This is a genomic window from Indibacter alkaliphilus LW1 (assembly GCF_000295935.2).
GTDB classification, from domain to species: domain Bacteria; phylum Bacteroidota; class Bacteroidia; order Cytophagales; family Cyclobacteriaceae; genus Indibacter; species Indibacter alkaliphilus.
Map to the genome: position 1 here is coordinate 210,263 of NZ_ALWO02000011.1, position 15,857 is coordinate 226,119.

A 15,857-nucleotide genomic window follows, 5' to 3' on the forward strand; every position below is an offset into this window, starting at 1 on the left:
ACTTTATTCTTTATTCAATAGATTGAGCATTTCCTTTACTATCTGCCTATCATCAAAAGGATGTTTTACCCCTTTGACTTCCTGATAGGTTTCATGTCCTTTTCCAGCTACCAAAATGATATCTCCCTTTTTCGCCATGATGCCGGCAGTCTTGATTGCTTCCCTTCGGTCTTCGATAATTACGGTTTTTTTGAAATCCACAGGATTGACACCAGCTTCCATTTCTCTCAAAATGTCCATCGGTTCTTCATCTCTGGGATTATCAGAAGTCAAAATCACCTTATCACTGTACTTGGCAGCAATTTTTGCCATAATTGGCCTTTTAGCTTTGTCTCTGTTCCCTCCGCACCCTACTACTGTGATCACTTGTTCTCCCCCAGTTCTTACACCTGAAATGGTTTTCAGAACATTTTCCAAAGCATCTGGTGTGTGAGCGTAGTCTACTATAGCAGTCACTCCAAACAAGGAGATTTTATCAAAACGACCCTGAGCTCCTTTAACTTTGGAAAGCTGCATCAAGACCTCTTCTTCCTCCTCTCCTAAGAGGACCGCAGTTCCAAATACAGCCAGCAAGTTGTAGGCATTGAACTCACCGATCATCCTAAACCAAATCTGTTTATTGTTGATATCCAGTTCAAGACCCTCTATGGTATTAGAAAGCACCTTTGCCTTAAAGTCTGATGGATATCTCAGTCCAAAAGTCTGGTGTACGGCTTTACAGTTTTGTAGCATGACCATTCCCCTCTTATCATCTGCATTGACCAGCGCAAATGAATCTTTCGGCAACTGGTCAAAAAGCATTTTTTTTGCCCTGATGTACTCATCAAAAGTGCCATGGTAGTCCAAGTGGTCATGGGTAATATTTGTAAAAACTGCTCCGGAAAATACCAAACCTGAGGTTCTTCCTTGCACAATGGCGTGTGAAGAAGCCTCCATAAAGCAATGTGTACACCCCTTTTCAACCATCTTTTTCAAAAGTGATTGAATAGTAAGAGCGTCTGGGGTGGTATGGGTGGAGGGGATTACTTCGTCGTTAACCTTGTTTTCAACAGTAGATATTAACCCTACTTGGTAACCCAACTCCATAAACAACTGAAACAGAAGCGTGACGGTACTGGTCTTTCCATTGGTACCAGTAACCGCCACTAGCTTCAGCCTTTCAGATGGATTTTCGTAATAATTGGAAGCCATTCTTCCCAATGCCAAGGAAGCGTTCTGAACCTGAACATAGGTCACTTCTTTGTCAAGATTTTCCGGAAGCTCTTCACACACGATGGTGTCGGCTCCATTTTCTATCGCAACTTGAATGAACTGATGTCCATCTACCTGTGTGCCTTTGATGGCTACAAAAGCTGCGTTCTTATTGGCTTTTCGGCTGTCAAAGACTATTTCACTGACATTCCTCTCCATGTCTCCCACGGTTGAGGTAAGTGAAACTTTATATAATATGTCTTTTAACACCTTCATTTATCCTAAAATCAAATTAATCACGTGGTTTTGTTGAATCGGAGAACCAGGCACTATGGATTGGTTTTTAACCCTTCCCTTTCCTTGATAGATTACTCTAAGTCCTTTGTTCTCCAAAACATAAAGCGCATCTCTCAAAGGCATCCCACTAACATCCGGTACTACAGGTGATTCCACCTGATTGGCCTGCCATTGAATAGATTTATCCAAAGCCCTGGATTTGACATAACCATCAGAAATACCATCGGAATGATTTGAAAGACCTAGTTTGTTACAGATCAGTTGTAGCTCATCAAACTTACCAGCTTGGATATAGGGGAAATCCACATCTTTTTGAGCCATATAAATATCAGTTGGAGTTCTCTTATTGAGCTTGAGATCCTGCGCATGAATCTTATCAGCAATATCTTTGAAAACAGGGGCGGAAATATCCCCTCCATAAGCATTGAAGCCTTTAGGACTGTCAATGACTACAATCGCCGAATACTTAGGATTATCAGCCGGAAAATATCCTACAAATGAAGTGTAGTACTTTTTGGTATATCTTCCATCTTCCAGTTTTTGAGCAGTACCTGTCTTTCCTGCTATTCTATATTGTTCATTGTGCACATTTTTGGCAGTTCCGTTTTTCACTACCCCTTCCAATAGTTCCTGAAGAAGTTTGATGCTTTTTTCAGAAGCAATTTTTTTACGGATTACCTCAGTTTGGTAACTTTTTTTGACATGATTGCCTTTTGCTACAGCCTGTACAATCATAGGCTTAACCATTTTCCCATTGTTGGCAACTGCATTGTAAAGCATCAGCGTGTGAATCGGTGTAAGCTTGGACTCATAACCTATAGACATCCAAGGTAAAGTGGTGCCGTACCAGTCCCTGTCACCTGGATTTTTGAAATATGGAGCTCCTTCGCCTTTCAATTGAAAATCCATAGGCTTATTCAATCCGACCTTTTCAATATAACTAACAAACTTACTGGGGCTATGCCCGAAACTTTGGCTTACCAGCTTTGAAATACCGATGTTAGAGGATTTTTCAAAAACTTCTTTGACTGTGATTTTCCCATAGCCTCCTGTTTTGGCATCGGTCATCTTGCGATCATAAAACTGAAAAACCCCATTCCCTGTATCTACTACATCATTGAGACTGACTTGCCCCTCTTCCAATAATGCCAGCATGGAAAGCAATTTGAATGTTGATCCAGGCTCTGTAAGCCCTTGATCTCCGATAGCAAAATTGTAGTTTTCACCATACCCCCTACCACTTTTATTCTTTTGCAAATTTGCCAAGGCTTTGATATGGCCTGTTTCCACTTCCATGACTATAACCGTCCCAAATTCAGCATCCTTATTTATCAATTGCTTTAGCAAAGCTGACTCTGCAACATCCTGAATATTGACATCTAAAGTGGTCAACACATCATATCCATCATCAGGCTTGACATCCTCTGCGTCAAAAACCGGCTTCCATGATCCCCCTGCAATTCGTTGAAACAACGCCTGCCCATTTCTGCCTTCTAAATAATCATTGAAGCTATATTCAATTCCAGCCCCATATCTGTCTTCGTTAACAAAACCCACAGTTCTACTGGCAAGGCTGTTAAAAGGCCTGTATCTTTTTTCTACTTTTTCGAAAATAACTCCACCACCCATTCTCCCATTTCTGAATACAGGCCACTTGCTCATTTTCTGCATGTCTTGATAGCCTATCTGCTTTCTGTTCAAAATCACATACCGCTTGCCACGGGTCCTAGCATCTGAAATAAGTTTTTTGTAGGAAGCGGCAGAGCGATCTTTGTAATAAGAAGAGAGCAAATAGCTCAATGAGTCTATCCCTGAATGGAAAATGTTTTCTTTAGCTACCACTGGATCAAGTACCACTCGGTAAAATGGCAATGAAGTAGCCAACAGGCTTCCGTCAGCTGCATAAATATTACCTCTTGTAGCACTTACCTGTCTATATTGAAAATTGAGCGACTCAGCCTTGGCAGCCCATTTCTCCCCTTCCACAAACTGCAAATGGACAACCTTATAAAAGATTGCCCCAGCTATAAGGAATACTACCAAAAAGGCTATCCTTACTCTAAGCACTATGGAACGTTTGATATTCACTTTTTCAGTTTGATCTTGATCGGTGGTTCGTTGATTTCTTCTATTCCTAAAGGAGCTATCTTTTTAGCTACTTCGGACTGTTTACTGCTAAGCATATAGTCCGCTTCCAGTGTGGTCACATCTGCACGGATATCTTCCACTTCACGTTGAATGACTTCAATCTTCCGGATCATATTCTCCGCCCTGTGATTACTCCATATATAAATAAGAGCCAGAAGAGCCACATATAAAAAAGGCGGCACAAATTTGACCGGTATACCATCGCCAAGGATACCTGTCATACTGAGCTTTTCTTCAATCAGCGTAAACAGATTTTTGCCTACCCCTTTGGAGGAGTTCTCTTTCTTGATTTTTTTCTTGAAAGTGTTCTGGCGCATCCTATTTCTTCTTAGCTATCCTCAATTTTGCACTACGTGCTCTATTGTTCTTTTCTATTTCTTCCGCACCTGCAGTGATGGCTTTGCGGCTGACCGGTTCCAAAGGCCTCAAGAGATTCCCATAGAAATCCTTTTCTACTTCACCCTGAAACTTACCTTTGTTGATGAAATTTTTCACCAACCTATCTTCGAGAGAATGATAACTCATAATAACTAGTCTTCCCTCTGGCTTCAACACTTCTACAGTCTGTAGAAGCATTTCTTCCAAGGCTTTCATTTCATCATTCACTTCAATTCTCAAAGCCTGAAAAACCTGAGCATAATATTTAAAGTCCTTACCCCTAGGTGCATAACCTTTGAGAAATTCCTTAAACTCTGTAGTTGTAGAGAATGGCTTCGCTGCTCTTTGAGAAGTAATTGCCTGAGCCAGGCTTTTGGCATTTTTAACTTCACCATAAATCCCCAACACCTTGTGTAGTTGGGACTCCTCATAGGTGTTGAGTATGTCCTTGGCGGAAACATTCATTGCATCACTCATTCTCATATCCAGATCCCCGTCAAACCTTGTTGAAAAACCCCTTGTGGGTTCATCTATCTGATGGGAAGAAATCCCCAGGTCTGCCAATATCCCGTCAACTTGGGAGACTCCATACAGTCTCAGGTATTTTTTGAAATCCCTGAAGTTGGCCTGTATAAAGGTGAATCGGCCATCATTGGGAATATTGGCTTCTGCATCACTGTCTTGGTCGAAACCATATAAATGCCCTCCTTCAAGGTTTTTCAATATTTCTTTGGAGTGTCCCCCTCCCCCAAATGTCAGATCCACATAGACTCCATTGGGGTTTATAGCCAAGCCTTCAATGCAAGGTTCTAGCATTACTGGGATATGGTAATTAGAAGCTGCCATGTGTTAAGAGAGATATTGATCCATCAGTTTTGACAACTCCGCCTGATCTGCTACGATATTTTGACGGTATTTTTCAGGACTCCATATCTCTACAAAACCTCCCACACCAATTAATATGGCATCCTTCTCTATTCCGGCCCAGCTGCTAAAAGTCTTCGGGATCAAAAAACGCCCCGCACTGTCCAATTCTACTTCAGTCATACTTTCGAAAAAGCTCCTCTTGATAAGCCTTTGTACCGGATCCCTGTCTGATAATGCAGAGACCTTATGTAAAAGTTTTTTAAACTCAATCTGGGTATAAAGCGCCAGGCAGCCGTCGTCTCCTTGACGAAGAATGAGCTCCACCCCATTAGACTCTGGGATTGCCGCCTTCATTTTGGCAGGCAAAGCCAGACGACCTTTGGCGTCGACCTTACATTCGTACCGACTGTTGAACATTCCCATGGGCTTATCTTGAGTTTGCTATAAACACAAAAGTAAGAAAAGCTTCTACACATCCCACCACTTCCCCCCACTTTTCTCCACTTTTTTATAAAACTATCCAAAAGTTTGAAATATCACAATGTTTTTAAAAAAAAATGATAATTATTTCACTTGAAGATCAGGTAGTTGAAAAACAATTAGAACAATTAAAAAACGGCTTATTTTGGCCAAAAAAATCGAAAAATAGAATAGTACGGACATCAAATCAGAGGTTTTTCACCTAATATCGGCGAAGATGGTAAGAAGTGGGAGAAATTCCCATAATTCTCAAATAAGAGAACAAAATCAACTGATGATTATTGCTTTTTTTTGCTAATCACTTCTTTTTTCAAACAAATTGGAACTTAAATGAAGTTATTGTAATTAAGCCTATCTAAATTATAGGCTATTGTCCATGTCCCTGACTATTTCACCCAAAATATATTTCTCCTGATGAAAAACTTCTTTTTCCTTACTTTGCTTGTTTTATTCTTTTCCTGCCAAAGCAATCCTCAAAAAACAACACTTCCAGATAAATATCTTGTAAATCTCGCCGTAGACTCTGAATTTATTCCTTTTGAAATGTCAATCATCAGAAGTGGGGAAAATTGGTATGCAGAGGTTTATAATGCTGAAGAAGTTCTTGTTTTTGATGAAGTCAACTTTGAAGATGATTCTTTAAAAGTTTCATTGGGAATATTTGATGCTGAGCTCAGAGCGAAGATCTTAAAGAATGGCTCATTGGATGGGTTTTTTGTCAAAAATTATCTCAACAATTACAAGGTACCCTTTACAGCTGAAAGCTTCGGGGGCAGCAGATTCCCTGTATCGGATGAAGTGGAGGCTGATTTTTCTGGAAGATGGAAAACTCTTTTTCAAACTGAAGATGACAGCTACGATGCAATAGGCATATTTACACAACAGGGAAATCAAATTCAAGGGACATTCATGACAAAACTTGGGGACTATCGATTTCTTGATGGCAATGTAAGTGGAAACACCTTCCAAATGAGTGCATTTGATGGAAGCCATGCTTTTCTATTTACAGGAAAAATGGAGCAGGACGGCAGCATTACAGGTCGATTCCGAAGTGGTCCGAAATATACAGAAAGCTTTTCTGCAGAGAGAAATGATAATTTTGAATTGCCAGATGCTTATTCTTTAAATTATCTGAAAGAAGGTTATGAGAAACTGGAATTTACCTTTCCTGACGTCAATGGAAACAAGGTTTCTATAACCGACCCACAATTTCAAAACAAGGTAGTTTTGGTGCAACTTTTTGGAACTTGGTGCCCCAATTGTATGGACGAAACAAAATTTCTTGGACCTTGGTATGAGAAAAACAGAGATGCAGGCGTAGAAATCATTGGGCTTGCCTTTGAAAGCAAACCTGATTTTGACTACGCAAGCAGTAGAGTGAAGAAATCAATGGAGAAACTCAATGCCAGCTACACATTTTTGATTGCAGGAGAAAGCAATAAACAAAAAGCTTCTGAAGCACTACCAGCGCTGAATCAGGTCATTGCTTTTCCTACGCTTATTTATTTGGATAAAAAGGGAAAAGTAAGGCACATCCATACAGGATTCAATGGTCCTGGCACAGGGGTTTACTACGAAAGGTGGGTAGACGAGCATAATCAACTTATAAAAGAATTACTCGCAGAGTAAGTATCTTGTATAGATTATTTCTTTCTCTCAATCGTATATCTTACCAAACCTTCCAAAGAGCTTTTGTATGTGGATTCAGGAAATGTATTTAATATTTCCAAGGCTTCTTCAAAATACTGATTCATCACTTTTGTGGCGTACTGTAATCCCCCGGAGCTTTTCACAAAATCAATCACCTCATTGACAGCTTTTTTATCTTCGTTTTTATTTCTGATCAGATAAATAATCCGCTTCTTATCCAGCCAAGAGGCGTTATTCAATGCATATATCAAAGGCAAAGTCATTTTCTTTTCTTTGATATCAATTCCCACAGGTTTACCGATTTCATCCTCTCCATAATCGAACAAGTCATCCTTTATTTGAAAAGCCATACCCACCTTTTCTCCAAAATCTCTCATTTTTTCCACTAAAACGGCATCAGCTCCCGAAGTAGCTGCCCCAACTGCGCAGCAAGAGGCTATTAGGCTTGCTGTTTTTTGCCTGATGATTTTATAATAGACTTCTTCTGTTATATCTAGTTTCCTAGCTTTAGCTATCTGTAACAGTTCTCCTTCTGACATTTCTCTTACTGCCTGTGAGACAATTCGAAGAAGCTCAAAATCTCCGTTGTCTACACTCAATAAAAGTCCTCTGGAAAGAAGATAATCTCCTACTAAAACCGCTATTTTATTTTTCCAAAGGGCATTGACTGAAAAAAAACCCCTTCTATAGTTTGCATCATCGACCACGTCATCATGGACCAGCGTAGCCGTATGCAGGAGTTCTATCAAGGCTGCCCCCCTGTAGGAGGACTCGGAAATACCGCCACTAACCCCGGCCGTCAGGAAAACAAACATTGGCCTCATTTGCTTTCCTTTTCTTTTGACTATATAGTTGGTAATATGATCAAGCAGTTTGACTTTACTTTTCATAAAGTCACGGAATTTCTTTTCGAATTCCTCCATCTCTGTGGCAATGGGTGCTTGTATCTGTTTGAGGTCAGGCTTCATAAAACAATTAGGACACAATAATACAATGCTTTCGTACTAGGACAAAACGCATTTTCAATTATTCCATAAAGAAACACTGCATACAGAAAATCGTTTGGCTTTTTTCTTTTATCTTTTTTAAAAACCAAGCTTACTCGAATACAATTAGGTAAATTTAAGTCTAAGTCTTAATCCGATTTGCCCTCATGTTTTTTATTATCTTTGTCTTTTATGCTAAACCTAGAGAATCTTGGCTGAGACCTATATTAAACATAAATATGACCCTATCCTTCCTCAGAAGGATGAATGGCCCGTTGTAAAGCTTAGTAAAAGCAGGAAGGAATTTGTAAAAAAAGTAGCTGAAGCAAGTAAGAAATCTGTTTTGCAGGTCACCAACAATAATATAGACCTACTAAAAGAAGAGTTGGAAACGACACTTTACAGAGAAAAACTCCGTATCAAACAAAACCCCTGGGCTGTGGACCCTGACGACGAACAGGAATTTTGGAGAAGTGTAAGGTCAAAGCTTGTACAATTAAGTGCAGAAGGCAACAAAAACAAAAGCCAAAAAAAGAAAGCTTACGTGGAAATCCTGGATGAAATCACCATGCGTTACGCAGAGGAGATCGCCAGTAACTTTATACACTCGCATTATAAACTTACCAGAAGAATGGTGACTTATGGATTTTCACGTTTGCTCAATGCAGCAAGAGTGAAAGGCATTAAATCCATTTTCAGCAATCAGTACACTTTACAAGACAAAATACAAATTGTAGGAGAAACTGATCAAATACGGAATCTGGCCTCAAAAGGAACTATAGTCATGGTGCCTACCCATTTTTCAAACCTTGACAGTATTCTTATTGGTTGGATAATTTCAGTTTTGGGATTACCTCCTTTTATTTATGGTGCAGGTTTAAATCTGTTCAACATAGGCATCTTTGCTTATTTCATGAATGCACTAGGGGCATATAAAGTAGACAGAAGGAAGAAAAACCTTCCCTACCTGGAAACTTTGAAAACCTATTCCTCAGAGGCAATACAGTTTGGCGTACACAGTTTGTTTTTTCCAGGAGGCACTAGGTCAAGGTCTGGAATGATTGAGAAAAAGCTTAAACTTGGGTTGCTCAGTACTGCTGTAGAAGCTCAAAGAGCCAATTTCCAAAAAGGTGTAAAAGATGTAGCAGGAAAAATTTTTATCGTACCGGTAACAATCAATTATCACTTCGTATTGGAAGCCCCAAGTCTGATCAAAGAGCATTTATCCATGACTGGGCAAGAGCGCTATTATAAGGAGTCGGATGAGTTTTCCACTTCCTACAAGATCTCCAAATTCCTAGTTAAGTTTTTCACCAAGGGATCTGATATTTCTGTCTCAATTGGCAAAGCGATGGATGTGTTGGGCAATTATGTGGATCAGGATGGTCAAAGTCTGGACAAGCATGGCAGGATTATCAATACCAGTGATTATTTCATTTCGAACGGGGAAATCACAATAGATGCCCAAAGAGAAGAGGAATATACTCACCATCTTGGAAAAAGAATTGTGGAGGAATTTCACAAAATCAACCGGGTATTCAGTTCGCACTTTGTTGCATTCGTTGCATTTCAGCTGATCAAAAAAGAAAATAAAAAAATGGACCTCTACAGTTTGCTTAGACTACCGGAGGAGGATATAGAAATTCCATATGGAGAATTCAAATCAACCTGCGAAATGATCCTTCAGTGCATCTTGGAACTGGAGGCAGAAGGCAAGGTACAGGTTGCTCCGCATATGCGAAATGACATCAATGCTATAATCAACCATGGACTTGAAAATGTAGGAATGTATCATGCAAAGCGACCATTGGTTAAAAATGAATCCGGAAATATTGTCACCCAGGATTTATCCTTATTATATTTTTACCATAACAGACTATTAGGCTATGAGCTTGAAAGAAAATTCAACTGAAAAACCCATAGGCGTAGTAGGTATGGGCAGTTTCGGAACTGCAATAGCAAATATTCTTGCAACCAAAAACAAGGTGATCGCTTACGCCCGAAGAGCTGAAGTAGTAGAAGAGATCAATGAAAAACACAGCGTAGATGGTGTTAAAATCCACCTTGATATAGTTGGAACGCAAGATCCCGAATTACTTTGCAAGTCCTGTGAAACAATTTTTTTCATGGTGCCTTCTGCTGCATTTCAGGAGGTAATCCGAGCATTTGCTCCCTACCTTTACCCTTATCACATCGTAATACACGGCACGAAGGGACTTTGCCTGAACCTTCCCCAAGGCAAATCTCTGGGTGATTTGGAAAAAATCTCCAGGAAAAACATCCTGACTATGAGCGAAGTCATCTTGAAGGAAACGGTGGTCATACGCGTCGGATGTCTCGCGGGTCCAAACCTTGCAAGAGAATTATATTTAGGGCAACCGGCAGCTACAGTAGTGGCGAGCCGCTTTAATGAAGTTATTTTGGAGGGGCAGCGGCTATTGAGAAATGATAAATTTCAGGTCTATGGGAACTCAGATATAGTGGGAGTAGAACTTAGTGGTGTATTAAAAAATATAATAGCAATAGCAGCAGGAGCTTTGGCAGGTCTAGGACTAGGAGAAAATGCAAAGGGTCTATTGATCTCAAGAGGAATGGTAGAGCTGGTATATTTAGGAAATGCACTTGGAGGCAGTTTAAAGTCATTCATAGGTTTGGCAGGAATAGGAGATCTAGTAACTACCTGTAATTCCACCTTGTCAAGAAATTACACTGTAGGTTACAGGCTGGCAAGAGGAGAAAAACTTCAAGACATTCTAAACACTATGGAAGAAGTGGCTGAGGGAATCAATACGGTTAGGTTGATGAAAGCTTTCGTGGAAGGAACTGGTATGCGTGCCCCTATTACAGAGAATCTTTATAAGGTTCTTTTTGAAGATTTGAAAATAGAGGAGGCTTTACAATATTTAATGAAATATCCATTCAGTGTGGATGTGGACTTCCTTTAAATAAAAAATACTTTTGAAAGTACCTGAAAAATCACTCAAAAGAGGCATACAGCGTTGGGACCTTGTTTTCCTGATTATCAATTCAGTCATTGGAGCAGGAATTTTCGCCCTTCCTGCAAAGGTGTTTGCTCTTTCAGGAGCATATTCAATTCTTGCATTTTTCACTTGCGCCATGGTGATGGCTGTATTGATTCTGGTCTTTGCAGAAGTCAGTTCCAGATTTGAAAAAACAGGGGGACCTTATGTCTATGTTCTTGAAGCCTTTGGCCCCATTCCTGCTTTCATTATAGGTTGGCTACTCATGCTGACAAGGCTATTCAGTTATGCAACCTTGATCAACTTGATGGTCCTCTACCTGTCGTTTTTTTCAGATATTTTCACTCTGGAAGCTGTCCGGGTAGGTATGATTCTAGCCATTACCGGATTGATTACCTATTTTAATTGGATAGGTGTCAAAAATACAGCGAAGGTTAGTAATGTACTGACGGTAGCAAAGCTTTTTCCACTTATCGTATTTATAGGAGTAGGCCTCTTTTTTATAGATTTTGATTTATTCAAAGGAAGCGATAGCCCTACTATAAAAAGCTTCTCTGCTTCTACATTGTTATTGATTTTTGCATTTGGAGGATTTGAAGCTGGGCTGGTCAATAGCGGAGAAATTGTCAATCCAAGAAAGAATCTGCCCTTTGGGCTTCTAACAGCAGCTGGAGTGATCGCAGGGTTTTATATTCTTATACAAGTAGTTTCAATTGGCACATTACCAGATCTTGCAAATTCAGAAAAACCCATTGCAGATGCAGCAACTGGATTTATGGGCTGGTGGGGTGGTGTCTTTATTACCATAGGAGCTGTCATATCAATCATGGGCACATTGAATGTGCAGATCCTAAGTGGATCAAGGCTGCCTTTTGCCCTAAGCTTGGAAGACCAGTTGCCCAGATTTTTTTCTAAAGTACATCCTCATTTTGCTACCCCTGTAGTTTCAATTGCTTTCTTTGCTAGCTTAGTTGCTTTTGTAGCGATAGTTTGGGGGTTTATGAGCTCTTTAGCTGTATCCGTGATTTCAAGGTTAATCCTTTATGCTATGGTAGCTGCATCGTTAATCAAGCTGCGAAAAAAAGAACCAGGAGGCAATCATTTCAAGGTGCCTTTTGGAAACTACCTTGCTGTTATTGGCATTATAGCTACTCTTTGGCTACTTTCAGGAAGTCAGACCGAAGAGGTTTGGGATACTTTTATTTGGACGGGTTTGGGTTTGGTTATTTTCATTTTACACAGGATATTTAAAAGAAATGCTCTAAAAAAATAAAGCAGTGAACTTGATTTTCATTAGATTTAAGAAAAGTCAAATTCAAATGAATAGAAGCCAAAGATTCAAAAAATGGTCATTTATAACCATTATTTTAACAATAATGAGTTTCACAGCACACTCCTCACTTGCCCAAAAGCAAAAAGTATGGCTGGATTCCGACACAGGAAATGAAATGGATGACTTGTATGCAATTGTAAGATTATTAAAAGACCCCAGCATCGATGTTGTCGGACTCAGCTCAGCCCATTTCAATAACCCTGACCTATTGGTTTTTGAAAAATGGAACGCATACAATACAGAGGGTCTTGAAACCATGAAAGACTCCCAAAGACTCAATGAGCTTATCCTTAAAACAATGGGGATGGTAAGCATCCCGCATCCAAAAGGTGCTGACAGACAAATAGGCAGAGCTTGGGGAGGTTCCGAACCTAGAGACTCTCCGGCAGCTCAAGAAATTATCAAAATTGCCAAATCTCTTCCAGAAGGAGAAAAACTTGACATATTAACCTTAGGTGCCCTGACTAATATAGCATCCGCGATCATCATTTCCCCTGAAATTCTCCCCAAAATAAGAGTGTATGCATTAGGTGCAAAGTACGATCAAAATACTCGGGCATGGAGTAAAAATGAATTCAATATCCGAAATGACCTCAATGCTTTTGACTATTTACTAGACCTCAAAGAGCTGGATTTTACTGTAATGCCTTTAGAAACAGCCCTTCCATTAAAATTTGATAGGGATGAGACATATCAAAAAACAGATGATAGCATCCCTATAGAAAAAATCCTTGCTGATCGATGGAGAGAGCAAAACCCACAAGACAGAACAAGGGTTATGTGGGATCTAGCTTTGGTACAGGCCTACCTGCTTCCTGAATTCTCAGAAACACTAATGGTAAACAGCCCCCCTGAAAACAAAACATTTACCATAAAGATTTTTTCAAAAATTGACAATATTGCTTTTATGGAAGATTTTTGGACCATTTTGAAATTATAGCTATGCGATTAAAACCAATCATTAATCTATTTCTACTCTTCATTTTTCTTGCATCCTGTTCAGAAAATTCAGAGTATAATTTACCCAACTATTCAGAGTGGCGTTTTTTTGGAGGAAGTCCTGATGCCGCTAGGTATTCCTCCTTAAGTCATATAAACAAAGAAAATGTTAAAAACCTGGAAGTAGTTTGGACTTATAATACTGGAGATGCTACAGAAAGAAGTCAAATCCAAAGCCAACCCATTGTTGTCGAGGATATTCTATTTGGAGTAAGTCCACAGCTTAATGTTTTTGCCCTTAGAGCTGATACTGGGAAACCCGTCTGGCGATTCAATCCATTTCAAATTCTAGGCGGTGAGAACTCTTGGGCAGGCTTGAATAGAGGACTTACTTATTGGGAGGATGGTAATGATAAAAGGATTTTCACTTCGGCGAGTAATTTTCTCATCGCCTTGGATGCTGAAACCGGAACACCCATTGAGTCCTTTGGGGAAAAAGGAATGGTAGACTTAAAAAAAGACTTAGACACAGATTTGGAAGACTTTTTATTGATAAGCAATAGTCCTGGAGTGATTTTCGAAAATAAAATCATCATTGGAATGCGACTTTCCGAAGGATTGGATGCAGCTCCAGGCCATATTAGAGCATACAATGTCCTCACAGGCGAAAGGGAATGGATATTCCATACCATTCCACATCCTGGAGAATTCGGACATGACACATGGGATGAAAAATATTGGGATAAAATCGGAGGAGCCAACAATTGGGCAGGAATGACAGTGGATATAAACAGAGGGATTGTTTTTGTTCCTACGGGTTCGGCAACCTATGATTTTTGGGGAGGCTACAGGCATGGACAAAATCTTTTTGCGAACACACTTTTAGCGCTAAATGCGAATACAGGAGAAAGAATCTGGCATTTTCAGGGAGTTCACCATGACATGTGGGACAGAGACTTTCCTGCCAACCCCAATTTAATCCGAATCAAAAAAGAAGGTAAATGGATCGATGCAGTAGCTCAAACATCTAAGCAGGGTTTTGTTTTTGTGTTCAACAGAGAGACTGGAGAGCCTATTTGGCCCATGGAAGAACTCTTTGTACCACAGTCAGAACTGGAAGGAGAAAAAAGCTGGCCAACCCAGCCACATCCTACCCTCCCAGAACCATTCATGAGGATGTCCTACACGGAAAAGGAAATATTGAATCTTACTCCGGAATGGGAAAAGGACATAAGAGGTAAGTTGGAAAATGTAAAATATGGTGACATGTGGGAACCTCCCAGTGACAAGCATGGAATTGTATTATTTCCAGGAATGGATGGAGGGGCTGAGTGGGGAGGTTCATCTTTTGACCCCTTCACACAGACACTTTATGTAAATGCAAATGAAATTCCCTGGATAATTAAAATGAAATTGAATCCAAGTTTTGACAATATAGGCCAAAAAATTTATGTAAATTATTGTGGAAACTGCCATGGAATAGACGGGAAGGGGAATCCGCCAGCTTTTCCATCATTAGAAAATCTCAATAAAAAATTCGACTGGAAAGGTTTGGATGAAATCATCAGAAACGGGAAAGGTGCTATGCCCGCATTTTCCCATATTTCTGAATCTGAGAGAAAATTGTTGACAGATTATTTGTTGGGTTCTGAAATAACTGCGGAACAGGAAAAAAAAGAACTTGAAGGAGGAACAGAACAATTATATCCAAAATACTATATGGAAGGGTACTCCAGGCTTTTAACAGAGGATGGTTACCCAGGAATTCAACCTCCCTGGGGTACTTTGACTGCAATTAATATGAATACTGGTAGGATCAAGTGGCAGTCCGTGTTGGGGGAATTTGATGAATTAAGTGAGAAAGGTTTTGCTCCTACAGGAACTGAAAATTATGGAGGCCCTGTAACCACTGCTGGAGGATTGGTATTTATCGCAGCCACCAAGGATGAAAAGATTAGAGCCTTTGATAAAGATACAGGGAAAATACTCTGGGAAGCCAAGTTACCTGCCGCAGGCCATGCTACTCCTGCAATCTATGAAGTCAAGGGAAAACAATATGTTGTTATCGCTTGTGGAGGAGGTAAAGGAACCAAGTCTGGAGATGCCTATGTGGCATTCGCTCTACCTGATTAAATAATTAAGGCCATATTACACTTCCATCCATTTCTCTTATCTATCACTTCTAATATTACGATTTACGAGGCCCTTGGGTCTTCTGATACCTTTTCTATTTTTCACTTCCTGTCACTCGCTTCTAAAACTTCTTGATTCATTATTTATTGTTCGAAATTTTGAAATAGCGAACATCGAATAATGAACTTCGAAAGCACTTTGTCTCCGGCTTGCCCCTATAAACGCCAAAAGCCTTTCAGTTTCCTGAAAGGCTTTATAATAATGTGGCGGCGATCCCGATACGGGACAGGCTCTCCTCACCCGTGCGCCCCGATGAACCAGTACCATCGGCGCAGCAGGGCTACTCGCCTTTTTTAGGCTTTACTTACTTTCTTCAGCATAATCCCGTGAAAAAAATAAGTTTTATGGAACAATCTCTTTTTCATCCACGCCCCTATATATCGCCTTTAGGCATATATCCATTTATATCGCGCT

12 protein-coding genes are annotated in these 15,857 nt (G+C 40.0%); 6 read left to right on the forward strand and 6 right to left on the reverse strand.

The genetic code is table 11. The features are described from left to right. Positions 1–3: 3 nt before the first annotated feature. From A33Q_RS02395 to mraZ, 5 genes are read right to left on the reverse strand one after another with little or no spacing between them, the layout of a single operon-like run. Positions 4–1,467: a UDP-N-acetylmuramoyl-L-alanyl-D-glutamate--2,6-diaminopimelate ligase gene (locus tag A33Q_RS02395; RefSeq protein ID WP_040489684.1), complete on the reverse strand. Its 1,464-nt coding sequence runs from the start codon at positions 1,465–1,467 to the stop codon at positions 4–6. Further along, positions 1,468–3,576, reverse strand: coding sequence for a penicillin-binding protein (locus tag A33Q_RS02400; RefSeq protein ID WP_009034248.1), 2,109 nt, complete (start codon positions 3,574–3,576; stop codon positions 1,468–1,470). Then, positions 3,573–3,953, reverse strand: a complete 381-nt coding sequence (locus tag A33Q_RS02405; protein ID WP_009034249.1) for an FtsL-like putative cell division protein — start codon at positions 3,951–3,953, stop codon at positions 3,573–3,575. The genes A33Q_RS02400 and A33Q_RS02405 overlap by 4 nt, the downstream gene beginning before the upstream one ends. 1 nt (position 3,954) lies before the next feature. Then, a complete protein-coding gene (gene rsmH / locus A33Q_RS02410; protein ID WP_009034250.1) occupies positions 3,955–4,860 on the reverse strand; it encodes a 16S rRNA (cytosine(1402)-N(4))-methyltransferase RsmH in 906 nt (301 codons plus the stop codon). A 3-nt stretch (positions 4,861–4,863) separates the two neighbouring features. After that, positions 4,864–5,304, reverse strand: coding sequence for a division/cell wall cluster transcriptional repressor MraZ (gene mraZ / locus A33Q_RS02415; protein ID WP_009034251.1), 441 nt, complete (start codon positions 5,302–5,304; stop codon positions 4,864–4,866). A 471-nt stretch (positions 5,305–5,775) separates the two neighbouring features. Here mraZ and A33Q_RS02420 point away from each other — a divergent pair, with 471 nt between their 5' ends. Beyond that, the gene (locus A33Q_RS02420; protein WP_009034252.1) at positions 5,776–6,990 is read left to right on the forward strand and encodes a TlpA disulfide reductase family protein; all 1,215 of its coding nucleotides are present in this window, start codon (positions 5,776–5,778) and stop codon (positions 6,988–6,990) included. A gap of 14 nt (positions 6,991–7,004) precedes the next feature. Here A33Q_RS02420 and A33Q_RS02425 read toward each other — a convergent pair whose 3' ends face one another. Then, positions 7,005–7,979 (reverse strand): polyprenyl synthetase family protein, encoded by a 975-nt coding sequence (locus A33Q_RS02425; protein ID WP_009034253.1) that lies wholly within the window; start codon positions 7,977–7,979, stop codon positions 7,005–7,007. A 229-nt stretch (positions 7,980–8,208) separates the two neighbouring features. On the opposite strand from A33Q_RS02425, the gene A33Q_RS02430 reads away from it, so the two are divergent. The 5 genes from A33Q_RS02430 to A33Q_RS02450 all read left to right on the forward strand — a co-directional run bounded on the left by A33Q_RS02430 (position 8,209) and on the right by A33Q_RS02450 (position 15,383). Next, a complete protein-coding gene (locus tag A33Q_RS02430; RefSeq protein WP_016254525.1) occupies positions 8,209–9,909 on the forward strand; it encodes a 1-acyl-sn-glycerol-3-phosphate acyltransferase in 1,701 nt (566 codons plus the stop codon). Beyond that, on the forward strand, positions 9,884–10,942 hold the full coding sequence (locus tag A33Q_RS02435; protein WP_009034254.1) for an NAD(P)H-dependent glycerol-3-phosphate dehydrogenase: 1,059 nt from the start codon (positions 9,884–9,886) through the stop codon (positions 10,940–10,942). Before A33Q_RS02430 ends, A33Q_RS02435 begins: the two co-directional genes overlap by 26 nt. Before the next feature lie 13 nt (positions 10,943–10,955). Continuing rightward, positions 10,956–12,251 (forward strand): APC family permease, encoded by a 1,296-nt coding sequence (locus tag A33Q_RS02440; protein WP_009034255.1) that lies wholly within the window; start codon positions 10,956–10,958, stop codon positions 12,249–12,251. Between the two features lie 103 nt (positions 12,252–12,354). Further along, positions 12,355–13,251 carry a nucleoside hydrolase gene (locus tag A33Q_RS02445; protein ID WP_009034256.1) on the forward strand — a complete coding sequence of 299 codons (897 nt, stop codon included), beginning with the start codon at positions 12,355–12,357 and terminating at the stop codon, positions 13,249–13,251. 2 nt (positions 13,252–13,253) lie between these two features. Then, on the forward strand, positions 13,254–15,383 hold the full coding sequence (locus A33Q_RS02450) for an outer membrane protein assembly factor BamB family protein (protein ID WP_009034257.1): 2,130 nt from the start codon (positions 13,254–13,256) through the stop codon (positions 15,381–15,383). Positions 15,384–15,857 lie beyond the last annotated feature (474 nt).

Bases quoted from the DNA above. Each gene is read 5' to 3' on its own strand.
- A33Q_RS02395 (WP_040489684.1), bottom strand. From the start codon at position 1,467: ATGAAGGTGTTAAAAGACATATTATATAAAGTTTCACTTACCTCAACC.
- A33Q_RS02405 (WP_009034249.1), bottom strand. From the start codon at position 3,953: ATGCGCCAGAACACTTTCAAGAAAAAAATCAAGAAAGAGAACTCCTCC.
- rsmH (WP_009034250.1), bottom strand. From the start codon at position 4,860: ATGGCAGCTTCTAATTACCATATCCCAGTAATGCTAGAACCTTGCATT.
- mraZ (WP_009034251.1), bottom strand. From the start codon at position 5,304: ATGGGAATGTTCAACAGTCGGTACGAATGTAAGGTCGACGCCAAAGGT.
- A33Q_RS02420 (WP_009034252.1), top strand. From the start codon at position 5,776: ATGAAAAACTTCTTTTTCCTTACTTTGCTTGTTTTATTCTTTTCCTGC.
- A33Q_RS02425 (WP_009034253.1), bottom strand. From the start codon at position 7,979: ATGAAGCCTGACCTCAAACAGATACAAGCACCCATTGCCACAGAGATG.
- A33Q_RS02435 (WP_009034254.1), top strand. From the start codon at position 9,884: ATGAGCTTGAAAGAAAATTCAACTGAAAAACCCATAGGCGTAGTAGGT.
- A33Q_RS02445 (WP_009034256.1), top strand. From the start codon at position 12,355: ATGAGTTTCACAGCACACTCCTCACTTGCCCAAAAGCAAAAAGTATGG.
- A33Q_RS02450 (WP_009034257.1), top strand. From the start codon at position 13,254: ATGCGATTAAAACCAATCATTAATCTATTTCTACTCTTCATTTTTCTT.